This is a genomic window from Xanthomonas sp. DAR33341 (genome assembly GCF_003992815.1).
Lineage (GTDB): Bacteria > Pseudomonadota > Gammaproteobacteria > Xanthomonadales > Xanthomonadaceae > Xanthomonas > Xanthomonas cissicola.
Genome location: NZ_QEYV01000010.1, coordinates 92,398 through 114,110, shown reverse-complemented (window position 1 = coordinate 114,110; position 21,713 = coordinate 92,398). Strand labels below are relative to the sequence as shown.

General features: G+C 64.6%; 17 protein-coding genes and 1 other RNA gene. 11 read left to right on the top strand and 7 right to left on the bottom strand.

Annotated elements, in window-relative coordinates:
• Positions 1-30: 30 nt before the first annotated feature.
• A complete protein-coding gene (locus EO156_RS01030; RefSeq protein ID WP_005912293.1) occupies positions 31-651 on the bottom strand; it encodes a TetR/AcrR family transcriptional regulator in 621 nt (206 codons plus the stop codon).
• Between the two features lie 128 nt (positions 652-779).
• On the opposite strand from EO156_RS01030, the gene EO156_RS01025 reads away from it, so the two are divergent.
• The 4 genes from EO156_RS01025 to EO156_RS01010 all read left to right on the top strand — a co-directional run bounded on the left by EO156_RS01025 (position 780) and on the right by EO156_RS01010 (position 8,008).
• On the top strand, positions 780-1,943 hold the full coding sequence (locus EO156_RS01025) for an isovaleryl-CoA dehydrogenase (protein ID WP_005912291.1): 1,164 nt from the start codon (positions 780-782) through the stop codon (positions 1,941-1,943).
• A gap of 10 nt (positions 1,944-1,953) precedes the next feature.
• Complete coding sequence (locus tag EO156_RS01020) at positions 1,954-3,564, top strand: carboxyl transferase domain-containing protein (protein ID WP_016849154.1); 1,611 nt, start codon at positions 1,954-1,956, stop codon at positions 3,562-3,564.
• A gap of 232 nt (positions 3,565-3,796) precedes the next feature.
• A complete protein-coding gene (locus EO156_RS01015; RefSeq protein ID WP_016849155.1) occupies positions 3,797-5,824 on the top strand; it encodes an acetyl/propionyl/methylcrotonyl-CoA carboxylase subunit alpha in 2,028 nt (675 codons plus the stop codon).
• 99 nt (positions 5,825-5,923) lie between these two features.
• A complete protein-coding gene (locus EO156_RS01010; RefSeq protein WP_005912285.1) occupies positions 5,924-8,008 on the top strand; it encodes a S9 family peptidase in 2,085 nt (694 codons plus the stop codon).
• A gap of 243 nt (positions 8,009-8,251) precedes the next feature.
• Here the strand turns inward: EO156_RS01010 and EO156_RS01005 are convergent, their stop codons facing one another.
• Complete coding sequence (locus EO156_RS01005) at positions 8,252-9,460, bottom strand: putative peptide maturation dehydrogenase (protein ID WP_016849156.1); 1,209 nt, start codon at positions 9,458-9,460, stop codon at positions 8,252-8,254.
• Positions 9,461-9,551: 91 nt separating this feature from the next.
• Between EO156_RS01005 and EO156_RS01000 the strand changes: the two genes are divergently transcribed.
• Complete coding sequence (locus tag EO156_RS01000; RefSeq protein WP_015471596.1) at positions 9,552-9,890, top strand: NHLP-related RiPP peptide; 339 nt, start codon at positions 9,552-9,554, stop codon at positions 9,888-9,890.
• On the opposite strand, the gene EO156_RS00995 is transcribed toward EO156_RS01000, so the two are convergent.
• The 3 genes from EO156_RS00995 to aceA all read right to left on the bottom strand — a co-directional run bounded on the left by EO156_RS00995 (position 9,830) and on the right by aceA (position 15,146).
• Positions 9,830-12,490: a putative peptide modification system cyclase gene (locus EO156_RS00995; RefSeq protein WP_016849157.1), complete on the bottom strand. Its 2,661-nt coding sequence runs from the start codon at positions 12,488-12,490 to the stop codon at positions 9,830-9,832. The genes EO156_RS01000 and EO156_RS00995 overlap by 61 nt on opposite strands.
• Positions 12,491-12,493: 3 nt before the next feature.
• Positions 12,494-13,552, bottom strand: a complete 1,059-nt coding sequence (locus EO156_RS00990) for a GGDEF domain-containing protein (protein WP_016849158.1) — start codon at positions 13,550-13,552, stop codon at positions 12,494-12,496.
• Positions 13,553-13,850: 298 nt separating this feature from the next.
• Entirely contained in the window at positions 13,851-15,146 is a 1,296-nt protein-coding gene (gene aceA / locus EO156_RS00985) for an isocitrate lyase (RefSeq protein ID WP_005921146.1), read from the bottom strand.
• Between the two features lie 27 nt (positions 15,147-15,173).
• On the opposite strand from aceA, the gene EO156_RS23850 reads away from it, so the two are divergent.
• Complete coding sequence (locus tag EO156_RS23850; protein ID WP_154666332.1) at positions 15,174-15,314, top strand: hypothetical protein; 141 nt, start codon at positions 15,174-15,176, stop codon at positions 15,312-15,314.
• On the opposite strand, the gene aceB is transcribed toward EO156_RS23850, so the two are convergent.
• The gene (gene aceB / locus EO156_RS00980) at positions 15,315-16,931 is read right to left on the bottom strand and encodes a malate synthase A (protein ID WP_026006854.1); all 1,617 of its coding nucleotides are present in this window, start codon (positions 16,929-16,931) and stop codon (positions 15,315-15,317) included.
• 118 nt (positions 16,932-17,049) lie between these two features.
• Here aceB and EO156_RS00975 point away from each other — a divergent pair, with 118 nt between their 5' ends.
• From EO156_RS00975 to EO156_RS00955, 5 genes are all read left to right on the top strand, one after another.
• A complete protein-coding gene (locus EO156_RS00975; protein WP_003488961.1) occupies positions 17,050-18,006 on the top strand; it encodes a LysR family transcriptional regulator in 957 nt (318 codons plus the stop codon).
• Between the two features lie 340 nt (positions 18,007-18,346).
• Positions 18,347-19,606: a cation:proton antiporter gene (locus tag EO156_RS00970; protein ID WP_016849162.1), complete on the top strand. Its 1,260-nt coding sequence runs from the start codon at positions 18,347-18,349 to the stop codon at positions 19,604-19,606.
• Positions 19,607-19,720: 114 nt separating this feature from the next.
• Complete coding sequence (locus EO156_RS00965; protein WP_050595571.1) at positions 19,721-20,482, top strand: helix-turn-helix domain-containing protein; 762 nt, start codon at positions 19,721-19,723, stop codon at positions 20,480-20,482.
• Between the two features lie 68 nt (positions 20,483-20,550).
• Entirely contained in the window at positions 20,551-20,898 is a 348-nt protein-coding gene (locus tag EO156_RS00960) for a VOC family protein (protein ID WP_016849164.1), read from the top strand.
• A 63-nt stretch (positions 20,899-20,961) separates the two neighbouring features.
• Positions 20,962-21,037, top strand: a non-coding RNA gene (locus EO156_RS00955) — sX9 sRNA.
• Positions 21,038-21,072: 35 nt separating this feature from the next.
• Here the strand turns inward: EO156_RS00955 and EO156_RS00950 are convergent.
• The gene (locus EO156_RS00950; RefSeq protein WP_005928578.1) at positions 21,073-21,705 is read right to left on the bottom strand and encodes a TetR/AcrR family transcriptional regulator; all 633 of its coding nucleotides are present in this window, start codon (positions 21,703-21,705) and stop codon (positions 21,073-21,075) included.
• Between the last annotated feature and the right edge of the window lie 8 nt (positions 21,706-21,713).

The window sequence follows — 21,713 nt, the reverse complement described above, 5'->3', positions numbered from 1 at the left end:
GGCACATCCTTATGTGCGGTCAGTGCACTGTCAGCTGCTCGTTTGCGCCGCCCCCACCGCGCGCAGACAGAAGCCGCAGATCGCTTCGACCAGTTGCTCGCCCTGTTGCGGGTCGCCACGGCTGGGAGCGATCGGCCCCACCAAGGCCTCGGTAAACGCGCCGACGATGCAGGCAGCCGCAGCGTCCAGCGACTGCTGCGGAAACTCCCCGGCCGCCACGCCTTCGGCAAGCAGCTGGCGAAACACCTCACCGAACAGGCGGCGGCCGCGGATGCGCTCGGCGTCGACCTCGCTCTCCACCGGCTCGGCGATGAAGGCGTATGCCAGCGCCGGCCCGGCCAGCGCCCGTCGTACGAAGGTGGCGATCGCGCTACGCAAGCGCTCGGCTGCGCTGGCCTGGGTGGCGGCGATGGCACGCAGGATGGCCATTTCACGCTGCACCGCCTCGCTTAGAACTTCCACGAAAAGTTCGGCTTTTGACGGGAAATGTCGATAAATCTGCCCGGTCGATACGCCCGCAGCCGCGGCCACCGCGGTGACCGGTGCATTGCGGTAGCCGCCTTCGGCGATCAGGACGCGGGCCGCGTGCAGGATCCGCTCGCGGTTGCCGGCCAAGCGTTCTTCCATCAAGGCGGAGCGTCGATAAGCCATGGTGTGATTCTTGGTTCAATAGTTGAATTTTAGTTCACTTTTTTGTTGCGGGCCGCTAGTCTGGCCGCATTCGCCGCGCGGTCCGCCCGCTCCCACCCGGCACATCCCGATCCCTGTGGAGTTGTTGCATGCATGTGCCGTCCTTGAACTTCGAGCTTGGCGAAGAGATCGACCTGCTGCGCGAAAGCGTGGCCGCCTTCGCCAGCCACCATATCGCTCCGCTGGCCGCGGCAGCCGACCACGATAACGTGTTCCCCGCCCAGCTATGGCGCCTGCTCGGCGAACAAGGCCTGCTCGGCCTGACCGTAGAAGACGCGTACGGCGGCAGCGGCATGGGCTATCTGGCGCATGTAGTGGCGATGGAAGAGATTTCGCGTGCTGGCGGTGCGATCGGGTTGTCGTATGGCGCGCACTCCAATCTGTGCCTGAACCAGCTGCGCAAGAACGCCAGCCACGCGCAGAAGCAGCGCTACCTGCCCAAGCTATGCAGCGGCGAGCATGTGGGCGCGCTGGCGATGAGCGAGGCCGGCTCCGGCTCGGATGTGGTGTCGATGAAGCTGCGCGCCGATGCGCGCGGCGACCGCTTTGTGCTCAACGGCAGCAAGATGTGGATCACCAACGGCCCGGATGCCGATGTGCTGGTGGTGTACGCCAAGACCGACCCGGACGCCGGCGCGCGCGGCATCACCGCCTTCATCGTCGAAAAGGGCATGCCGGGCTTTTCCACCGCGCAGAAGCTCGACAAGCTGGGCATGCGCGGCTCCAACACCTGCGAGCTGGTGTTCACCGATTGCGAAGTACCGGCCGAAAACGTGCTCGGCACGCTCAACGGCGGCGTACGCGTACTGATGTCCGGGCTGGATTTCGAACGCGTGGTGCTGGCCGGCGGCCCGCTCGGGCTGATGGCCGCAGCGATGGATGTGGTGCTGCCGTATGTGCACGAGCGCAAGCAGTTCGGCGAGCCGATCGGCACCTTCCAGTTGATGCAGGCCAAGCTGGCCGACATGTATGTGGGGCTCAATGCCTGCCGCGCGTATGTGTATGCGGTGGCGCGCGCCTGCGATGCCGGGCGCACCACCCGCCAGGACGCAGCCGGCGCCATTCTTTACGCTGCCGAGAAGGCAACCTGGCTGACCGGCCAGGCCATCCAGGTGCTGGGCGGCAACGGCTACATCAACGACTACCCCACCGGACGCCTGTGGCGCGATGCCAAGTTGTACGAAATTGGCGCGGGCACTTCGGAGATTCGCCGCATGCTGATCGGCCGCGAATTGTTCGAACGCACCGCCTGACGGAGCCACCATGAGCGTGATCGATAGCCAGCTGCAGGTCAGCGGCGAGACTTTTCAACACAACGCTGCCGCGATGCGCACGGTGATCGACGACCTGCGCCGCACCCTCGCCCAGACCGCCCGTGGCGGCAGCGACGCCGCACGCGCCAAGCACACGGCACGCGGCAAGCTGCTGGCGCGCGAGCGCATCGACGCACTTCTGGATCGGGGCAGCGCCCTGCTGGAAATCGCGCCCCTGGCCGCCCATGGCATGTACGAGGACCAGGTCCCGTGCGCAGGCGTGGTGGCCGGCATCGGCCGCGTGTCCGGCGTGGAATGCGTGATCGTCGCCAACGATGCCACCGTCAAGGGCGGCACCTATTACCCGATGACGGTGAAGAAGCATTTGCGCGCGCAGGAGATCGCGCAGCAAAACCGGCTGCCGTGCATCTATCTGGTCGATTCCGGCGGTGCATTCCTGCCGTTGCAGGACGAAGTGTTTCCGGACCGCGATCACTTCGGGCGCATCTTCTACAACCAGGCCAATCTGTCCGCCCAAGGCATCCCGCAGATTGCATGTGTGATGGGATCGTGCACCGCTGGCGGTGCCTATGTGCCGGCAATGAGCGACGAAACGGTGATCGTGCGCGAGCAAGGCACCATCTTCCTGGGCGGCCCGCCGCTGGTGAAGGCCGCCACCGGCGAAGAAGTCAGTGCTGAAGACCTGGGCGGCGCCGATGTGCATACGCGCATCTCCGGTGTGGCCGATCATTTTGCCGACAACGACCTGCAGGCGCTGGCGCGCGTGCGCGCCATCATCGCGCAGCTCAACTGGCGCAAACCTGCCGCGTCGTTGGCGCTGCAGGCACCATTGCCGCCACGCTATGCCGCCGACGAACTGTACGGCGTGATTCCTGCCGACACGCGCAAACCGTTCGATGTACGCGAAGTGATTGCGCGCATCGTCGACGATTCGCGCCTGGACGAATTCAAACCGCGCTATGGCAGCACGCTGGTCACCGGGTTTGCGCACCTGCATGGCTACCCGGTCGGCATCATTGCCAACAACGGCATCCTGTTTTCCGAGTCCGCGCTCAAGGGTGCGCATTTCATCGAGCTGTGCACGCAGCGCGGCATTCCGCTGGTGTTTCTGCAGAACATCACCGGCTTCATGGTCGGGCGCAAATACGAACATGGCGGCATCGCCAAGGACGGCGCCAAGCTGGTGATGGCGGTGGCCTGCGCCAAGGTGCCCAAGTTCACCGTGGTGATCGGCGGCTCGTTCGGTGCGGGCAACTACGGCATGTGCGGGCGCGCGTATTCGCCGAACTTCTTGTGGATGTGGCCGAACGCGCGCATCGGCGTGATGGGCGGCGAACAGGCGGCCAGTGTGTTGGCCACCGTGCGTCGCGATGGTATCGAAGCCAAGGGCGGTACGTGGTCGGGCGAAGACGAGGAGACGTTCAAGGCGCCGATCCGCGCGCAATTCGAGCAGCAAGGCCATCCGTATTACGCCAGTGCTCGGCTCTGGGACGATGGCATCATCGACCCGGCCGATACGCGCCGCGTGCTGGGCCTGGGATTGTCGGCGGCCTTGAACGCGCCGATCGAACCCACGCGCTTTGGTGTGTTTCGCATGTGAGGTCATTTGGCGCACTGCAGCCGCAATGCTGCGGTGCCCGTGCTGGTGTGCAGGCTGGAGTGAGGTTCTGTCGTATGCGTGCCGGCAATCGTGGACGTTTGTGCAGGTGGCTTGCAGCCACACAACGCCATGTGACAACCAACCTGCTTGCGCTCGATGTCCGTGTGCAACAGCAAGCTGTTTATCTTCGTAAGACGACCCGCCGCTACGGCGACGTGCAGAGACTGATCCGATGACCCAGCGCGACCCTATCGCCGCAGCAACGCAAGCGCCCTTCGACAAGATCCTGATCGCCAATCGCGGCGAGATCGCCTGCCGCGTCATCGCCACCTGCCGCGCCCTGGGCATTGCGACGGTGGCGGTTTACTCGGATGCAGACCGCAATGCACGGCATGTGCGCATGGCGGACGAGGCGGTGCATATCGGCGCCGCCCCCGCGCAGCAGAGCTATCTGCGTGGCGAAGCGATCCTGCAAGCGGCACGCGCCACCGGTGCGCAGGCGATCCATCCCGGTTATGGCTTCCTGTCGGAAAACGCGGCATTTGCCGAGGCCTGCGCACATGCTGGCATCGTCTTCATCGGCCCGCCGGCAGCGGCGATTCGCGCGATGGGCGACAAGAGTGCGGCCAAGGCACTGATGCAACGGGCCGGCGTGCCGCTGACGCCGGGTTACCACGGTGACGAACAGGCGCCGGCATTCTTGCGTGCGCAAGCCGATGCAATCGGCTATCCGGTGTTGATCAAGGCCAGTGCTGGCGGTGGCGGCAAGGGCATGCGCCGTGTGGATGCCAGCGCAGCGTTCGACGACGCGTTGGCCAGTTGCCAGCGTGAGGCGCAGTCGGCATTCGGCAATGCGCACGTGCTGGTGGAAAAATATGTCCAACGGCCGCGGCACATCGAAATCCAGGTGTTCGGCGATACGCATGGCGAGGTGGTGTACCTGTTCGAACGCGACTGCTCGGTGCAGCGCCGCCACCAGAAGGTGCTGGAAGAAGCGCCGGCGCCCGGCATGAGCGAGGCCAGGCGCGCCGCGATGGGCAGGGCGGCGGTGGATGCGGCGCAGGCGGTGGGCTACGTGGGTGCCGGTACCGTGGAATTCATCGCCGGCCCGGACGGCGATTTCTATTTCATGGAAATGAACACCCGTCTGCAGGTGGAGCACCCGGTGACCGAATTGATCACCGGCACCGATCTGGTCGAGTGGCAATTGCGGGTTGCCGCAGGCGCGCGCTTGCCGCGCAGGCAGCACGAGCTGCGCATCCACGGGCATGCGCTGGAAGCGCGCCTGTACGCCGAAGATGCCGAGCGTGGCTTTCTACCCTCCACCGGCACGCTGCGTCAGTTGCAGATGCCTGCTGCCAGTGCGCATGTGCGTGTGGATGCGGGCGTAGAGCAAGGCGACACCATCAGCCCTTATTACGACCCGATGATCGCCAAGCTGATCGTCTGGGATACCGATCGCCCGGCCGCATTGGCACGCATGCGCGCGGCGTTGGCGCAATTCCACGCGATCGGTGTCACCACCAACAGTGCATTTCTGTCGCGCCTGATCGCGACCGACTCGTTCGCGTCGGCGAATCTGGACACCGCTTTAATCGAGCGCGAACACGCCGTGCTGTTTCCAGAGGCGCGCAGCCCCGACAACGCCTGGTGGTGCCTGGCAGCGGTGTTGATCGCCGATGCGTTGCCGGCAGTGGCCGTTGATCCGGCCGATCCGCATTCGCCGTGGCAGCACACGGACGGTTGGCGCTTCGGTGCGCATGCAGCGCAGCGCATCGTCCTGGAAGCGAACGGCGAGCGCCGCCAACTCGCTGTGCGCCCGGATGCCGATGGCTGGCAAGTCACCAACGCAGACCAGATGCATACCTTGCGCTACCACCGGCACGAGACGGGCTTGCGTGTGGAGATGGACGGCCGGCAATGGCGTGCACAGGTGTTGCGCGACGGCGCCACGCTGACGCTGATCGGGGCCAGGCAACGGGCCGTCTTCCGTCACCACGATGCACTGGCAGAAGCCGACCAGCCTACCCAGGAGGCCGGCGGACTGACCGCACCGATGCCCGGGCGCATCGTGTCCCTGCCCGCAACAGTGGGCCAGCCGGTCGCCCGTGGGCAGGCACTGGTGGTGCTGGAAGCGATGAAAATGGAGCACACCCTGCACGCGCCCAGCGATGGCACCGTGCAGGCGTACCTGGTGGCTGAGGGCGATCTGGTGGACGACGGTGCGGCGCTGGTGGAATTTGTGTCCGCGTCTGCGTAGCGGCGCATGGCAGGGTGACCAACGGCACGTTCGCCTGCGCGCACGCTGCCGCTAGCGTGGCAAATCGGCCGGCTCGGCCGCCTTGCCACCGGAGTCCCCATGCAACGCCTGCTTCTTGTTTCCAGCATGCTGCTCGCGCTGTCTGCGTGCAGCGACAAACCTGCGCCCGCTCCCGAGAAAGCGGCAGCGCCTGCACCGGCTGCCACAGCGCCCGCGGCGCCGCCTGCGCTGATCACCCGCGATGCGCTGTTCGGCAATCCCGAGCGGGCCAATGTCAGCATCAGTCCGGACGGCAAGTACCTCAGCTGGGTGGCGCCGCTGGAGGGCGTGCTCAATGTCTGGGTGGCGCCGGTGGATGCGCCCGACCAGGCACGCGCCATCACCAAGGACACCGCACGCGGCATTCGCAATTACTTCTGGACCTATCAACCCAATACCTTGTTGTATCTGCGCGACAACGGTGGCGATGAAGATTTCCACCTGTTTTCAGTCAATTTGACTGACGGCAGCAGCAAGGATCTCACCCCGTTCAAGAAAACCAATGCCGAGGTGTATCGGGTCAGCGCACAGCATCCCGAGTCGATCATGGTCGGCATGAACGACCGCGATGCCAAGTGGCACGACCTGTATCGCGTGGACCTGGCCTCCGGCAAGCGCACGCTGGTGCAGAAGAACACCGACAGCCTGGATGCGTACCTGCTCGATGGCGGCTACCAGCTGCGCTACGCCACGCGCGCCACCGACGACGCCGGCAGGGAGTTGCTGGTGCCCGATGGCGACGGCTGGAAGAGCGTGGACCGCATTCCGTTCGAGGATGTCACCAACACCGCACCGGAGGGCCTGACCGAGGATGGCAAGACGCTGTACATGCAGGATTCGCGCAACCGCGATACCGCAGCGCTGTATGCCATCGACACGGCCAGCAACACACGCACGCTGCTGTTCGAAAACCCGCGCGCCGACGTCGGCGCCACCTTGAACGACCCCAAGACCGGGGCGGTGCAGGCGGTGTCCACCGACTACCTGCGCGAAGAATGGAAGCCGCTGGACAACGGCATTGCCGCGGATCTGCAGAAACTCAAATCCCTTGGCGGCGGCGATGCCAGCGTGGCTGCGCGCACGCTCGACGACCGCATCTGGATCGTGGGCTATTCCGCGGCAGAAACCCCGCTCACCTACTACCGCTACGATCGCGCCGATGGCGGGAAGCTGACCAAGCTGTTCTCCGCACGGCCCGCACTGGAGGGCAAGCCGCTGGTGCCGATGTGGCCACAGGAGCTGACCGCACGCGACGGTCTCAAGCTGATCAGCTACCTCACCCTGCCGGCCGAAGCCGATGCCAACCACGACGGCAAAGCCGACAAGCCGGTGCCGTTGGTGCTGTTCGTGCACGGCGGCCCATGGGCGCGCGACAGCTACGGCTACGGGCCGTACGAGCAATGGTTGGCCAACCGCGGCTATGCGGTGCTGGCGGTGAATTTCCGTGGCTCCACCGGCTTCGGCAAGGCGTTCACCAACGCCGGCAACGGCGAGTGGGCCGGCAAGATGCACGACGACCTGCTCGACGCGGTGCAATGGGCGGTCAAGCAAGGGGTCACCAAACCGGACGAGGTCGCCATCATGGGTGGCAGCTACGGCGGCTATGCCACGCTAGTCGGCATGACGTTTACCCCGGACGCCTTCAAATGCGGCGTGGATATCGTGGGCCCGGCCAATCTCAACACCTTGCTCGGCACCGTGCCGCCGTACTGGGCCAGCTTCTACAAGCAGCTGACCCGGCGCATGGGCGACCCCGCCACCGAAGCCGGCAAGCAGTGGCTGACCGACCGCTCCCCGCTCACCCGTGTCGACAAGATCAGCAAGCCGCTGCTGATCGGCCAGGGCGCCAACGACCCACGCGTCAAACAGGCCGAAAGCGACCAGATCGTCAACGCAATGAAGGCCAAGAACATTCCAGTCACCTACGTGCTGTTCCCCGACGAAGGCCACGGCTTCCGCCGCCCGGAAAACAGCAAGGCCTTCAACGCAGTGACCGAAAGCTTCCTGAGCCAGTGCCTGGGCGGCCGCTTGCAACCGATCGGTGCGGATCTGGAAGGCTCCAGCATCACCGTCCCGGAAGGCGCGGACAAGATCAACGGCCTGGGCGAGGCCTTGAAGACGCATACGCAGGCGATTCGGAAGTAATTGACCTGCGCAGCCGCGCATCGTATTCAGGGCAGTACTCGCTGTTCTGCGGGTACTGCCGCCCGTGATGCGGACGCGCTGAGCAGCTAGTGCCGTTGCCGGCCCACCGACCGAAGTCGGTATCCGGGACAGCACCAAAGCAACTCGATGACGTCGCTACTTGTGTTGCTGGCAGCGCAGTAGTTCCGTCCGCGAAGGCAGCCGCCTTGCCCTGATCATGTGTCGGAGAGCTGGAAGGTCCTGTCAGTGCTGCTCAAGATCCTTGGATAGGTCTAAATTGCGGCTAGACCGCCAGATCGTTCCGTTAGGATCCAGCTCGGTGTTCGTCATCTCTTCGGCACGCCAACCGAATCCGCAAATGGCCAGTGGACCGTCCTGCAGGCCATCCAGGCCCAGTGCCTGTTCAATGTCGACCTCATTGATGGCCGACGTCACGAACGCCCCTAGCCCCAGGTCCGTGGCGCTCAGATAGAGCGTCTGCGCAATATGGCCGACATCGAGAATCATCGCGCGATAGGCCTTGGCGTGGTTTCGATACTTCCAGAAGCTGCGCAAGAAGCGTGGCGCCAGAATCAACAGCACCGGCGCTTCGGCAAACCAGTGCTGACCGGAGAGCGCTCGACGTGCGAAATCCGACAGCGGCTCAGGCGGCGGCGCCACGGGCTGCAGCGCGTGCTCGATTGGACGGTAGTGATACAGCCCGCTTGGCATGCCTTGGACGCGCTGAATCAGCAAATAGGTCTCAGTGGGATGCAGGCTTCCTCCCGAAGGGACCGGCTTTTTCAAAAACGCGGTGTCGTGCCCAACCGCAACACGCGCACTCGCCATGACGCTACGTTCGAGCATGTGGCCCAATAACTCACGCGATAGTGCGCGCTGCTTATCGAAATTGCGGCAGGTCACACGGCGTGACAACAGGTCATCGAAGGCACCGGTGGCCGCACGCGGCAGCGTGATACGTGCGGCAACACCTCCTATCCCACGCTCCACGATTTCGGCAGGCGGCGCGCCCAGGCGATCGACCATCCCCTCTGCGGTTGTCAGGCCTTGTTCTTCCATTGTCGCGACGCTGTCTTCGCCTTTCCAGCGTGCAAAACGATGCCAAAGCGCGGCCAACGGCCACCAACGCTGCTGCTGCACCTGCTCATCATGCTGCCGATGGGTTGCGTGCGCGGCTTGGTCGCTGATCGCCAGACCTTGATCGAGCAACCGCTCCATCCAGGGCAGCAGCGGTTGCGTCGGATCGACCGGCTGCCAGCGCGCTGGACTGAGTTGACTTAGCCAGTCGCGCTCGTGCGCAGCCACTTCCACTCCGGCATCGAGGTGGGGCGCGAGCGCCAGCCAACGGGTGCGGCGACGCAGCCCAACGCCGCCGGCAAGCAGTTGAGCAAAATCGAACGTCGCATCGTCGCGAAGCTCGAAGAACAGCGTGGCACAGCGACGAATCTGCATGGAGACATCTCAAGGACGCATGAGCATGGTCGATATTGTCTCAGCTATCCCATCACATCATGCGCCAGCCCCCTCACCTGCGGACAAGACGATGACCCATCCAGCCGACAAGGCACACCCTCCGTTTGATGCATCCATCGCCGACAGGCTGCTGGAGCTGCTCTCCAACGACGACGATTTTCGCGATTGCTTCCAAGACAACCCGGCACAGGCGCTTGCTCAGCTCGGTGTTGCCGGGGCCAATGCCAACGACGGCGTGCCCAGTGCCGGAGAACCTTATTACTGCATGACCACCAGTCAACTCGCTTCAAAGGAAGACATTGCGCTGGCGCGTGTCGAGTTACAGAGCTATCTGACCGAAAAGACCAATCACACCGTGATCTTCGCTTTCGAATCCGAAAGTATTCGCTCCACCCTGCTGCGCAGGTAAGCAGGCAGATGCGATGCAGGCCAGGCACGCACGAACGCCTGCGCCTGCTCGCGGGCTTCCTGCGTACGCCCCAGTGCGTACAGCGACTCGGCGGTCCATAACCGGGCTAACCGCGTGTGTGCCACATTGAGCGGCTGTAACGTCTGCGAGGCATTTGCCTCGATGTAGGCGCGCCCACGCTGAAGGGAAAGCCAGCGAGCTTGTTGCAGTGCCTCCGCGTGCCGTCCGCTGTCATGCAACAAGGTGTACAAGGTCACGCGCATCTGCAACAGATCGTCGGGACCGGGAGGCAGACGAGCGATGGCGGCCACCCGATCGCCCGACAGCGCCAGATGCTGGGCTTCGACGATCGCGCGTAAGTCGGCAAGCACAGGTGTTTCGTGTGCGAGCGCAGGCTTGATCGCCGAAAGCGCGCGTGCAGTGAACTGATCGTCGCCATTCCGCTGAGCCTGGCTGACCAGGGACAGCACCATCGCAGCGTCGTCCTGAAGGTTTGGCTCGGCCGGGCCATTGGCCTTTATTGCACCCACCAGCGCCTCAAACGTCGAACTCATCCCGGGGCCCACGGATGCTGTTTCACCGGTGATGGCTGCGGTGGTGGCCCCAATCACCAGGAACTGCCGATAGCTGAAATCATCGGTGTGCTTGCTACGCTCTAGGGCCTGTGCTACTGCCGCATTCGCGTTCGCCCAATTGGCCTGATCCAGCGCGATGCTGGTGCGGTCGATCAGCGGCACCACGTCATCGTTGGCGTAGCCGTTGTCTACAATCCGGTCGAGGGTTCGCTGCGCCTCGGCATAACGACCAAGCACTGCCAAGGCATCGGCTTGGCGTCGCAGCGGACCTGCCCGATCGCCATCGCTCGAGTTTTCGAAGCGCTGCAACGCAGCCTCGACCTTCCCCTGTGCCATCAGGATGCGGCCGATGCGATCGGACGCAATAGAACGCAGCGGATCCTGTACGACATCGGCAGCCTGCGCATATGGCAGCGCATCCGCAAAGCGGTTTGCCACAAACAAATGCCATGAAGTGTTGGCGGCACCGGCGAAATTGTCCGGATACAAGGACGCCAACGTTCGCCACAGTGGGAGCGCGGTGTCCACCGCCCGCAGCTCGGCGATCCAGGCATCTAGATAGAGCTGATCACGCGCCGGCAAGCGCTGACGGAACCGAACCGCGTTGTCCAGATACGGAAGCGCGCCGTTGCGGTCGGACACCGCAACTTTGATGCGCGCCGCACCCAGGTAAGCCAACGCAAACGTCGGGTCGATTCCGACCGCGCGATCGAACAGTTCCAGGCCCTCACGCCACCGACCTTTCGCAGTCGCTTCCACGCCCAGTGCATAAGCACGCAACGCGTCCAGACTCGATGTTGTGACGGCAGGCAATGGCACTGAATTCTTGTCGATCGACGCGACCATCTCGCCGAGCCCCTGGCGGAGCTTACGTGTGACTTGATCCACCGAAGACAGCGCGGACGGTAAGCCATCGCCTTGGACAAACTCCGAATACACGGTTGTCTGCGTGCGCGGATCCACCAGCTCTACGCTGAAACGTAGTTTCCCTCCAACTTCAGCGACGGTCGGAAGAAGAACTGCGCTGGCACCATCACGCAACGCCACCTCCGACGCCACACTGCGGTCGAGAACAATCGTGTTGGGATCGCGCTTCATTCGCGTGACGGTGTCGCGCACCTTCATGTCACTCAGGACATTGACGTACCGCGATTGCTCGAGGCTGATGCGTAGCGCCTGTTCCAGCGCTCCATCCAGCACGGTATTGCCAGTGAGATTGCGCACATCGCCGACGACCACCCAATCGCGACTGGCAAAGGCAATCGCAGGCTGCGGCCGGATGAAGAACCACGCTGCGATTCCCACCGCCAGCACCACCCCCACCTCGGCCACCAACGCAGCCGGCCTGCGCCACAGCGGCACGTCGCGCCAAGCTTTTGCCGAATTCTTCGGCATGCGCAGGGGAGTCAGGCCGACTTCGCCGACTTCGTAGATCTCCATCGCAGTCGGCATGCCCTTGAAGCGCCAGCGCCCGTGCGATTTCCACAACAACCGGTCGGCGCGATTGCCGAGTTCGCGCGCGGCGCGATGGGTCAACGACTCGGCCACTGCCGAAAGCAGAATCTGCCCGGCCCGTGCCATCGACATCAGGCGTGCGGCGGTGGGCTTGGCCAGCCCTTCGACTTCCAGCGGCTTGGCACCGATGCTGATCGCTTCGTCGCTATTGCGCCAGGTCAGCACTTCGCCCACATGCAGGCCCTGGCGTGCGCAGAGCGTGAGCGCATGCGCATCGCCCATGGTCTTGAGCCCGCGCGCATAATCCAGCGCGAAACCCAGCCCATCGATGGGGCGATCGAACAGCAGCAGCAGCCCGTCGGAACGATCGATCAGGCGGCCGCGCCAGTGCTGCTGCAGCTTGACCACCAGGCGGTCGTGCTCGCGGAACAAAGCAGCCGCAGCGTTGTCGCCGATACGTTCGACCAGCGCGGTCGAATCGCAGAGATCGGTCAACAACAAGGTGCGCAGCCGCGGCGCCTGGAGCGCTTCCGACGACGCGTCCTTGCGTGCGTGGGTGCGGCTGCCCATCGCTCAGCGGTGACCCGATGCCGGCGGTTGATCCAGGGCCAGCGTCTCCTGCATGCACAGCACATTGCCGCCCTGCCGCTTGGCCTCGTACAAGGCGCTGTCGGCGAGCGTGTACCAGTCGTTCCACGCCGCGTCCGCATCGATCATGCACGAGCCCACGCTGACCGAGCAGCCTTGCTCGCCCTGGCCGTTGCACAGCCGCGCTTCCACCGCCCGCACGATGCACTCGCCGATGTGGTGCACCAGCTCGCTGGTGCCTTGTGCGACGAGCACGCAGAATTCGTCGCCGCCGAGACGACAGGCCAGGTCGCCTTCGGCGATCACCGAACGCAGGGCATGCGCCACGTTCTGCAGCACGCGGTCGCCTGCCAGATGACCGAACTCGTCGTTGATGCGTTTGAAGCGGTCGCAGTCGATCAGGATCAGGCCGACGCCCGGCACGTGGCCGGCCCGCCGGCATTCCTGCAGGTGCAACGCCAGCCCGCGCCGGTTGTGCAAGCCGGTGAGCTCGTCGGTACGGCTCAGTTCTTCGGTGTGGTTGAGCTGGTGCGAGGTGACGTACAGGTTGTCCAGCGCCGCTTCCAGATCGTGATTGCGGCGGCGCAGCTGGCGGATCAGCAATTGTTCGTTGTTGACCACCCGCACGATGGAGCGGCGCAGGAAGTGCGCCACCATCGAGGGATCCTGGTCGACCAGTCGCTGGAAATCGTCGTGTGCCAGCTCGATCAGACGGCTGTCGGTGGAGGCGCTGGCCCCGGCGCTGCGCGCGTGATCGCCGATCAGCAGGCCGAGCTCGCCGAAGAATTCTCCCGGGCCCAGATGCTTGAGCATCAGGTCCTCACCGAAATCCAGGTCGATCTGGCCGCTGACAACGATGTACATCTGCGTGCCTACGGCACCGCGCTCGAACAGCGACTGGCCCGCGGACACCTCGCGTAAACGGCCGAAACGGGCGAAAAACGCCAGTTCCTCGGCAGTCATCAGCGCATGCAGCCCGTCGGGGAGCGTTTTGGCAGCGCTCCCCGTCGGCTCAAGTGCGCCTGCGGTGTTGTGGCAAGTCATCGGTTTTCCCTTAGGCCGGCCTGCAGCGTCAGCCCATGGACAAATCCTACAGGACCCCCTTGTTCAGCACCAGGTCACACTCCTTCTCATGAAGAAAGAGACGAATTGACGGGTAGTGGGCGCAAAAAAAGGGCTCGGTTTTCCGAGCCCTCCCCTCCCAGGGTGGCGCAATGTCGCGCCTGCTGAATTTGCCTTGGTCGTCCATTGCCATGGAGACAGCTGCATCAACTGAGCGCCCAGGTGCCGCGTCACTGCATTGCCTCATGTACATCCGCCGACGTTGCAGTGCTGCCAGCAATCAGGCCGCCTTGTCGCTTTGGAATTGCTCTTCTTCAGTGGAGCCACGCAACGCGGTCGTGGACGATTGCCCCTGCTGGATCGCCTGCGTCACTGCATCGAAATAGCCGGTGCCCACCTCGCGCTGATGCTTGACTGCGGTAAATCCCATCTCCGCCGCCTCGAACTCGGCCTGCTGCAATTCGACGAATGCGCTCATCTGCCGGCGCGCATAGCCATGCGCCAGATGGAACATGCTGTGATTCAACGCATGGAAACCGGCCAGGGTGATGAACTGGAACTTGTAGCCATAGCTCGCCAGTTCGGTCTGGAATTTGGCAATGGTGGCGTCGTCCAGATTCTTCTTCCAGTTGAAACTCGGCGAGCAGTTGTAGGCCAGCAATTTGCCGGGGAACCTGGCATGGATGGCCTGTGCGAAGGCGCGCGCAAATTCCAGGTCCGGCTTGCCCGTTTCGCACCAGATCAGATCGGCGTACGGGGCATAGGCCAGGCCGCGGCTGATTGCCTGGTCCAGGCCATTGCGGGTCTTGAAGAAGCCTTCGACCGTACGCTCGCCGGTGGTGAACGGTTGATCGTTGGCATCCACATCGCTGGTGATCAGGTCGGCGGCTTCGGCGTCTGTGCGCGCGATCAGCACCGTCGGCACGCCCAGCACATCGGCGGCCAGGCGCGCGGCATTCAATTTTTCGATCGCCTCACGCGTGGGCACCAGCACCTTGCCGCCCATATGGCCGCATTTCTTGACCGAGGCCAGCTGGTCTTCGAAGTGCACACCGGCCGCACCGGCTTCGATCATCGCCTTCATCAGTTCGAAGGCGTTGAGCACGCCGCCGAAACCGGCTTCGGCGTCGGCCACGATCGGCTGCAGGAAGTCGATGGCATCGTTGCCTTCGGCATGATGGAGCTGGTCGGCGCGCAGCAAGGTATTGTTGATGCGCTTGACCACCGCCGGCACCGAATCGGCCGGGTATAGCGATTGGTCCGGATACATCTGCCCGGCCAGATTGGCATCGGCGGCAACCTGCCAACCGCTCAGGTAAATCGCCTTCAGGCCGGCCTTGATCTGTTGCATGGCCTGGTTGCCGGTCAGCGCGCCCAGCGCATTGACGAACGGCGCGGCATGCAGGGAATTCCACAGTTTTTCTGCACCCAGGCGTGCCAGCGAATGCTCGACATGCACGGTGCCACGCAGGCGCGCCACATCGGCAGCGCTGTAATTGCGGGCGATGCCGGCCCAGCGCGGGTTGTTGGACCAGTCCTGCTGCAGTTGTTCGGCGCTTTGCAGTGTAGTGCTCATCTTGCGTTCTCCTGAGAAGTACGACGGATGGAACGAGGAAGGAATGGCGGGCATGCCAAGGCAGGCGGCATGGCGAGGCCGTCGTTGCGCGTGCGTGCGCAACGGGCGTTGACTGCGTTGAAGTGGAAGCTGCGCGACGCCGGTGGCGAGGCGTCGCCGCATTGGTGATCAGTCGATCAGGCGGTACGCCGGTACAGTAAGGAAGTCCGCCAGTTCGTCGGCGCCGCTCAACTCTTCGAGCAAGGCGATCGCTTCATCGATCCGTGCAGCGCCGGGCAGCGCGGTGGCGGTTCCCAACCGTGCGGGCAGTGCGCGTAGGGTCGCCTGCAGCAGGTGTTGATCGATGGCGGTGCCATCATCCAGGTGCTGACCGTGGTGCAACCATTGCCACAGCTGCGCGCGGCTGATTTCGGCCGTGGCGGCGTCTTCCATCAGGTGGTGGATCGGCACGCAGCCATTGCCGTCCAGCCAGGCCGCCAGATAGCGCACGCATACTTCGACATTGCCTTCGAACCCGGCACGGGTGACATTGCCCGGCGAGGGCGCGATCAGCAGGTCGCGCGTCACCTGCACGTCGTTGCGCAACACATGCTGCTGATGCGCGGTGGGCATGTGTTCGTCGAACAGTTTCATCGCCACCGGAATCAGCGCCGGATGCGCCACCCAGGTGCCATCGTGGCCGGCGCTCACTTCGCGCAGCTTGTCCGCGCGCACGCGGGCCATGGCCTGTTCGTTGGCGGCTTCATCGTGGTTGATCGGAATCTGCGCGGCCATGCCGCCCATCGCATGCGCGCCGCGGCGGTGGCAGGTCTTGATCAACAGCTCCGAATACGCCCTCAAGAATGGCTGGGTCATGGTGACCTGGCCGCGTTCGGGCAGCACGCGGTCGCGGTGCGCACGAAAGGTTTTCAGGTAGGAAAAAATGTAGTCCCAACGCCCGCAATTGAGCCCAACGATGCGCTCGCGCAGCGCGTAGAGAATTTCGTCCATCTCAAACACCGCCGGCAGCGTTTCGATCAGCACGGTGACCTTGATCTGCCCATGCGGCAGGCCCAGCATCGCTTCGATATGCGCCAGCGCGGTGTCCCACAGTGCGGCTTCTTCCATGCTCTGCAGCTTGGACAGATACAGGTACGGGCCGCGGTCCTTGGCCAGCAACGTGCGGCCATTGTGGAAGGCAAATAACGCCGCATCGAACAGGCCGCCGGCCAGCGGCTGGCCGTCGATCAGCACGTGCTTTTCGTCCAGGTGCCAACCACGCGGGCGCACGATCAGCACCGCACGTTCGGCCTCCGGGCGCAGGGCGTAATGCTTGCCGTTGGGCGCATCGAAGCTGAGATCGCCGCGCACCGCCGCAGCCAGGGTGCGCTGGCCGGCCAGCAGGTTGCGCCAGGTCGGCGCGGTGGAATCTTCGAAGTCGGCCATGAACACCTTGGCGCCGGAGTTCAGCGCGTTGATGACCATCTTCGGGTCGGTTGGGCCGGTGATTTCGACGCGACGGTCCTGCAGCGCCACCGGCAGAGGGGCCACGCGCCAGTCGCCGGTACGGATGGCCTGGGTGTCGGTACGGAAGTCTGGCAGCTGACCGGCGTCGAAGGCGGCCTGGCGCTGGCGCCGCTGGGCCAGACGCTGTTGGCGGCCGGGCTCGATCGCCCGGTGCAACGAGACCAGCAAGGCCAGCGCAGCGGCCGGCAGCAGTTCTGCCTGGCCGGCGATCTGGGTGGTCAGCGAAATGCCGGGCGTGGCGTGGTCGTTGGGGCGGGGAGCAAACGCGGTGGCAGCCATGTGGAGGTCCTTGTGCATCCGGACCTGCACCGTGCGCCCGATGCAACTATTTGACAAAGCAGTTTTATCAATGATGTAAATAAGTCTGGCTTATATTAAATCCACGCAGAGTAGTACCATGGCGCCAACCCCTCGATTTTCCTACAAATCCGATCGGCTCAAGCCGTTGCGCGCGTTCTGCCAGACGGTGCGGCTGGGCTCTGTCTCACGTGCGGCTGAGGCGCTCTATGTCAGCCAGCCGGCGGTGACCTTGCAGCTGCAGGCACTGGAGCGTGATCTGGGCGTGCCGTTATTCGAGCGCTCCGGGCGACGCATGGCGCCCAGCCGCGAGGGCCAGTTGCTGTACGACATGGCGCAGCCGCTGGTGGAAAGCCTGGATGGGCTGGAGGCGAGCTTTCGCGAGAAGGTGCGCGGGCTCGATGCCGGCGAACTCAATATCGCCGCCAACAGCTCCACCATCCTGTACCTGCTGCCGCGCATCGTGGCCAACTTCCGCGCGCGCCATCCGGACGTGCGGCTGACCCTGCACAACGCCATCAGCGCCGATGGCACCGACCTGCTGCGCGAAGATGCGGTGGATCTGGCGGTCGGCTCGATGCTGGACGTGCCGGCCGACCTCAACTACGCGCCGGTCTACCGTTTCGAACAATTGCTGATCACCCCGCCCGACCATCCGTTGGCTGGCAAGGCCGAGGTCTCGCTGCAGGATCTGTCGCCGTATCCATTGATCCTGCCGCCGCGCCGGCAGGTGACCTACCGCCTGGTCGATCTGATCTTCCAGCAGGCGCGCGTGCCCTACACCGTGGCGCTGGAGGTGGGCGGTTGGGAGGTGATCAAGCAATACGTGGCGATGGGCATGGGTATTTCCATCGTCACCGCCATCTGCCTCACCGAGGCCGACCGCGACAAGCTGGCCACGCGCTCGCTGAAGGATTTTTTCCCGACCCGCAGTTACGGCGTGGTGGTGCGCAAGGGCAAGTATCTGTCGCCGCAAGCACGCGCGTTTATCGAGCTGATCCAGCCGGATCTGTTCACCCCGCGTGGCTATGACGAGAGCGGCGATTCGGAGCGTTGAGCCGTTCGATATGGCCCAGCGTTATCGCCTGGCGATGCGAGCACGCAACCCAGCACGCGCATGCGCCGGAAGACGCTCGATGAAGCGCGCTAAGCGCGTGTGCCATCCAGCAATGCGAGCGAACGCGACAAGATGCCGGTGCGTGTATAGGGCCATCAGCATCTCACCTCAAGCGCATTGCCTGCGCGTGTCGATCACCAACGTGATCGCAGCGCGTCGTCACGCATAAACTAGCAGCCAGCGCATGCGGCGCATCGCTGTGCCGTCGGTCTGGGGGAACTGGCCGATGACCTGCAGGACGCGAGGGCCGAGCCGACTCAACCACTGGAATGCTGAGGCGATGAATCAAACCACGTTGTTGCTGGTGCAGTTGGCGGTGATCCTGGGCGCTGCGCGCCTGTGCGGTGCGTTGTTGCAACGCATTGGACAGCCGCCGGTCATCGGCGAAATGGCGGCCGGGCTGTTGCTCGGTCCGATCGCATTCGGTGCCTGGCTGCCCGACCTGCACACGGCGTTGTTCGCCGCCAAAACCCTGCCGCCGCTGTCCGGCCTGGCCACGATGGGCGTGGTGCTTTTCATGTTCGTGGTCGGCGTGGAATTGCGTGCGCCGGAAGGCACCAAGGCGCAAGTGCGTGCCTCGGTCCTGGTGGGCGTGGCCGGCATCGTGTTGCCGCTGCTGCTCGGTCTGGCTGTCGCGCCGTGGCTGTTCCCGCGCTTCGCACCGCAAGGCGTCAGCTTCTGGCCGTTCGCGCTGTTCATTGCCGCGGCGATGTCGGTGACGGCATTTCCGGTGCTGGCACGCATCCTCAAGGATCGCAACATGACGCGGACGCCGGCCGGCCGCCTGGCGCTGGGCGCGGCCGTGATCGACGATGCCACGGTATGGATCTTCCTGGCGATCGTGCTGACCCTGACCGGCAACAACGCGCATGGCGGTGTGGCGTTCACGGCCATCGGTGCGTTGGTCCTGATCGCCGGCGTGTTCGGTGTGCTCAAGCCTGCCTATGCGCGCCTGCTGCGCTCCCGCGCGCATGACGGCCGGTATGCACCGAGCGCGCTGGTATGGGTATTGATCGGGCTGCTGGCATGCGCCGCGCTGGCGGAGTGGATCGGGCTGCATGCGATCTTTGGCGCCTTCCTGTTCGGCATCTGCCTGCCGCGCGATGACCGCCTGCTGGAGCATCTGGCCGGGCGCATCGAGCCGCTGGCCATCACCTTGCTGATGCCGGTGCTGTTCGCCGTTGCCGGTCAAGCCACCAGCCCTGGCGCGTTCGCCGGCGCCGGCCTGAGCGGACTTGTGCTGGTGATCGGCGTGGCGGTGAGCGGCAAGTTGCTCGGCTGCACGCTGGGTGCGCGCCTGAGCGGCCATCGATGGCGCGACAGTCTCACCGTGGGCTCGCTGATGAACGCACGCGGGCTGATGGAGTTGGTGGTGATCAAGATCGGACTGGATAGCGGCGTGATCGGGCCGGATCTGTTTACGCTGTTGTTCGGCATGACGCTGGTGACCACGGTGATGGCGTCGCCGATGGTGGCCTGGTTCCAGGGCAGACGGCACGCAGCGGCCGATGCGCTGGCCGCAAGCAACTCGCCTCACTGATGAGGGCGCGATGGTGCTGCAGTGCCGCGTCAGGCCGGATACCGTGCATACAACTGCGCTGCGGCCGAGCGCATGGCGTTGGATCTCCGCGCGCTCGAGGTTGCGGCACTGCACATGCCCGCATCCGCGTCCCCGCAGGGTTCCGTCACGTCGAACCCAGCTGAGTCGTGTTATGCCCAAAGCGCGGCGCCGGCTGCGTTACGCGCGCGGCTACAGTGCAGTTGGCAATTTCGCCAGGGCGGTCGCGCGACGCAACCGGTGCTGGTGTTGCCCGATGGCAGCGTCGATCTGATCTGGGATGGCAGCGAAGTATTCGTCGCCGGCCCGGATCGCATGGCCAATCCTGCATCGGTGGCAGCAGGCACGACGTTGACCGGTGTCCGTCTGGCGGCGGGCGTGGCGGCCGGTCTGCTGCAGCTGCCGTTACACGCCATTGCCGACCAACGCGTCGCGCTGGAATCGTTATGGGGCGTGCAGGGCCGCATGTGGCAGCATCGCCTGGAAGACGGTGCTGATCCGTTACAGACCTTGCAGGCACTCTGCCAACAGCACGCCGCAGCGCGCGATCCGCAGATGGCTTGGCTGTTCGAACAACTGGCCGTCGGCACGCCGACACGGCTAAGCGCATTGACCGATGCGTTGGGGATCAGCGAGCGTTCGCTGCGCCGCCGCTGCCAGGACGCATTCGGCTATGGCAGCAAGACGCTGCAGCGCGTCCTGCGCCTGCAGCGCTTCCTGCGGATCGTGCGAGGGCACCGCAACTTGACCGACGCCGCGCTGCACGCCGGCTACGGCGATGCGCCGCACCTGGTGCGCGATGCACGTCAGCTCACCGGGCTGAGCCCGCGCGCACTGGTGCAGCAGCACGCACGCTGAGTTGGCCGTTTTCGCCAAGCCACCGGCGTGCGCCATCCGCATGCTGTGCACTTACTCAGGAGCACGCCATGACCGACGCCACGCAGCACCGCATCGATTATCTGGAATTTGCCGTGGACTCGATCGCCGTCGCCAAAGCCTTTTATGGGCAGGCCTTCGGCTGGACATTTCAGGACTACGGGCCCGACTACTGCGAATTCCGCGACGGCCGCCTGAGCGGCGGTTTCTTCCACGGCACGCCGCAACCGGGCGGCGCGCTGGTGGTGCTCGCCTCCGATGATCTGGCACGCAGCCAGACGCGCATCGAAGCGGCAGGTGGGCAGATCACCCAACCGGTGTTCGCGTTTCCGGGCGGGCGACGTTTTCACTTTGCCGACCCGCATGGCTATCCCTTGGCGGTGTGGTCGAAGGACTAAGAGAGCAGCCACCAAACGCCCGCGCGCACCGCCAGGCGGGCGCGGCCGGTGCCCGGAATCGGCGTGTACCACTCGTCCATTGCGCCTCTGAGTGCGCCGGCCGTGCCCACCCGACGACTGCTCGCTACGTTCGTTTGCCGCCCTAAGCGCGCAAGCGAGCGTGCCGACGCGCGCTCACTTGCGCGCGTACAACCCCAGGAACATCGCCACCGCCGATTCGGCCACCTGCGTCTGTTGCTGCGGCGACAGCGGCGGCTGGCCCAGGGTGATCTGCGGCCAGAACGCAAAGCCCTTCACCAGCGCCTGCAACTGCTGCGCGGCGAAGTCCGGCTCCACGCCTGCCAGCCGGCCGTCGGCCAGTGCGGCACGCAGCCAGGTGGTGGTGCCCTCTTCCTTGCTGCCCAGCTGCGACAGCAACTCGCGCGCCCGCGCCGGCGAGTGGATGCCTTCGGCGATGGCCACGCGCGACAGATCGATGAACGCCGGGTCGTCCAACAGCCGCAGCTTCTGTTGCAGCAGGGCGATCAACTGCAGGTGCAGCGGTTGATCGGGCCGATACGCCAGATTCACCGCCTCGGCGCTGCGTTGCCACAGCCCGCGCAAAATCTCGCCGAACAAGGCGTCCTTGCTGGGGAAGTGGTTATAGACCGTGCGTTTGGAAACGCCGGCGGTGGCGGCTACACGGTCCATGCTGGTCGCTTCGAAGCCGTGCTGCCGGAACTCGGCAATGGCGGCCTCGACGATGGCGTTGCGTTTGCGGTCGGTCAGGCGCTGGGGCTTGGCCGGAAGGGAGGGTGCGGTCGACATCTGGCGAT

Bases quoted from the DNA above. Each gene is read 5' to 3' on its own strand.
- EO156_RS01030 (WP_005912293.1), bottom strand. From the start codon at position 651: ATGGCTTATCGACGCTCCGCCTTGATGGAAGAACGCTTGGCCGGCAAC.
- EO156_RS01025 (WP_005912291.1), top strand. From the start codon at position 780: ATGCATGTGCCGTCCTTGAACTTCGAGCTTGGCGAAGAGATCGACCTG.
- EO156_RS01020 (WP_016849154.1), top strand. From the start codon at position 1,954: ATGAGCGTGATCGATAGCCAGCTGCAGGTCAGCGGCGAGACTTTTCAA.
- EO156_RS01015 (WP_016849155.1), top strand. From the start codon at position 3,797: ATGACCCAGCGCGACCCTATCGCCGCAGCAACGCAAGCGCCCTTCGAC.
- EO156_RS01010 (WP_005912285.1), top strand. From the start codon at position 5,924: ATGCAACGCCTGCTTCTTGTTTCCAGCATGCTGCTCGCGCTGTCTGCG.
- EO156_RS01005 (WP_016849156.1), bottom strand. From the start codon at position 9,460: ATGCAGATTCGTCGCTGTGCCACGCTGTTCTTCGAGCTTCGCGACGAT.
- EO156_RS01000 (WP_015471596.1), top strand. From the start codon at position 9,552: ATGACCCATCCAGCCGACAAGGCACACCCTCCGTTTGATGCATCCATC.
- EO156_RS00995 (WP_016849157.1), bottom strand. From the start codon at position 12,490: ATGGGCAGCCGCACCCACGCACGCAAGGACGCGTCGTCGGAAGCGCTC.
- EO156_RS00990 (WP_016849158.1), bottom strand. From the start codon at position 13,552: ATGACTTGCCACAACACCGCAGGCGCACTTGAGCCGACGGGGAGCGCT.
- aceA (WP_005921146.1), bottom strand. From the start codon at position 15,146: ATGAGCACTACACTGCAAAGCGCCGAACAACTGCAGCAGGACTGGTCC.
- EO156_RS23850 (WP_154666332.1), top strand. From the start codon at position 15,174: ATGGAACGAGGAAGGAATGGCGGGCATGCCAAGGCAGGCGGCATGGCG.
- aceB (WP_026006854.1), bottom strand. From the start codon at position 16,931: ATGGCTGCCACCGCGTTTGCTCCCCGCCCCAACGACCACGCCACGCCC.
- EO156_RS00975 (WP_003488961.1), top strand. From the start codon at position 17,050: ATGGCGCCAACCCCTCGATTTTCCTACAAATCCGATCGGCTCAAGCCG.
- EO156_RS00970 (WP_016849162.1), top strand. From the start codon at position 18,347: ATGAATCAAACCACGTTGTTGCTGGTGCAGTTGGCGGTGATCCTGGGC.
- EO156_RS00965 (WP_050595571.1), top strand. From the start codon at position 19,721: ATGCCCGCATCCGCGTCCCCGCAGGGTTCCGTCACGTCGAACCCAGCT.
- EO156_RS00960 (WP_016849164.1), top strand. From the start codon at position 20,551: ATGACCGACGCCACGCAGCACCGCATCGATTATCTGGAATTTGCCGTG.
- EO156_RS00950 (WP_005928578.1), bottom strand. From the start codon at position 21,705: ATGTCGACCGCACCCTCCCTTCCGGCCAAGCCCCAGCGCCTGACCGAC.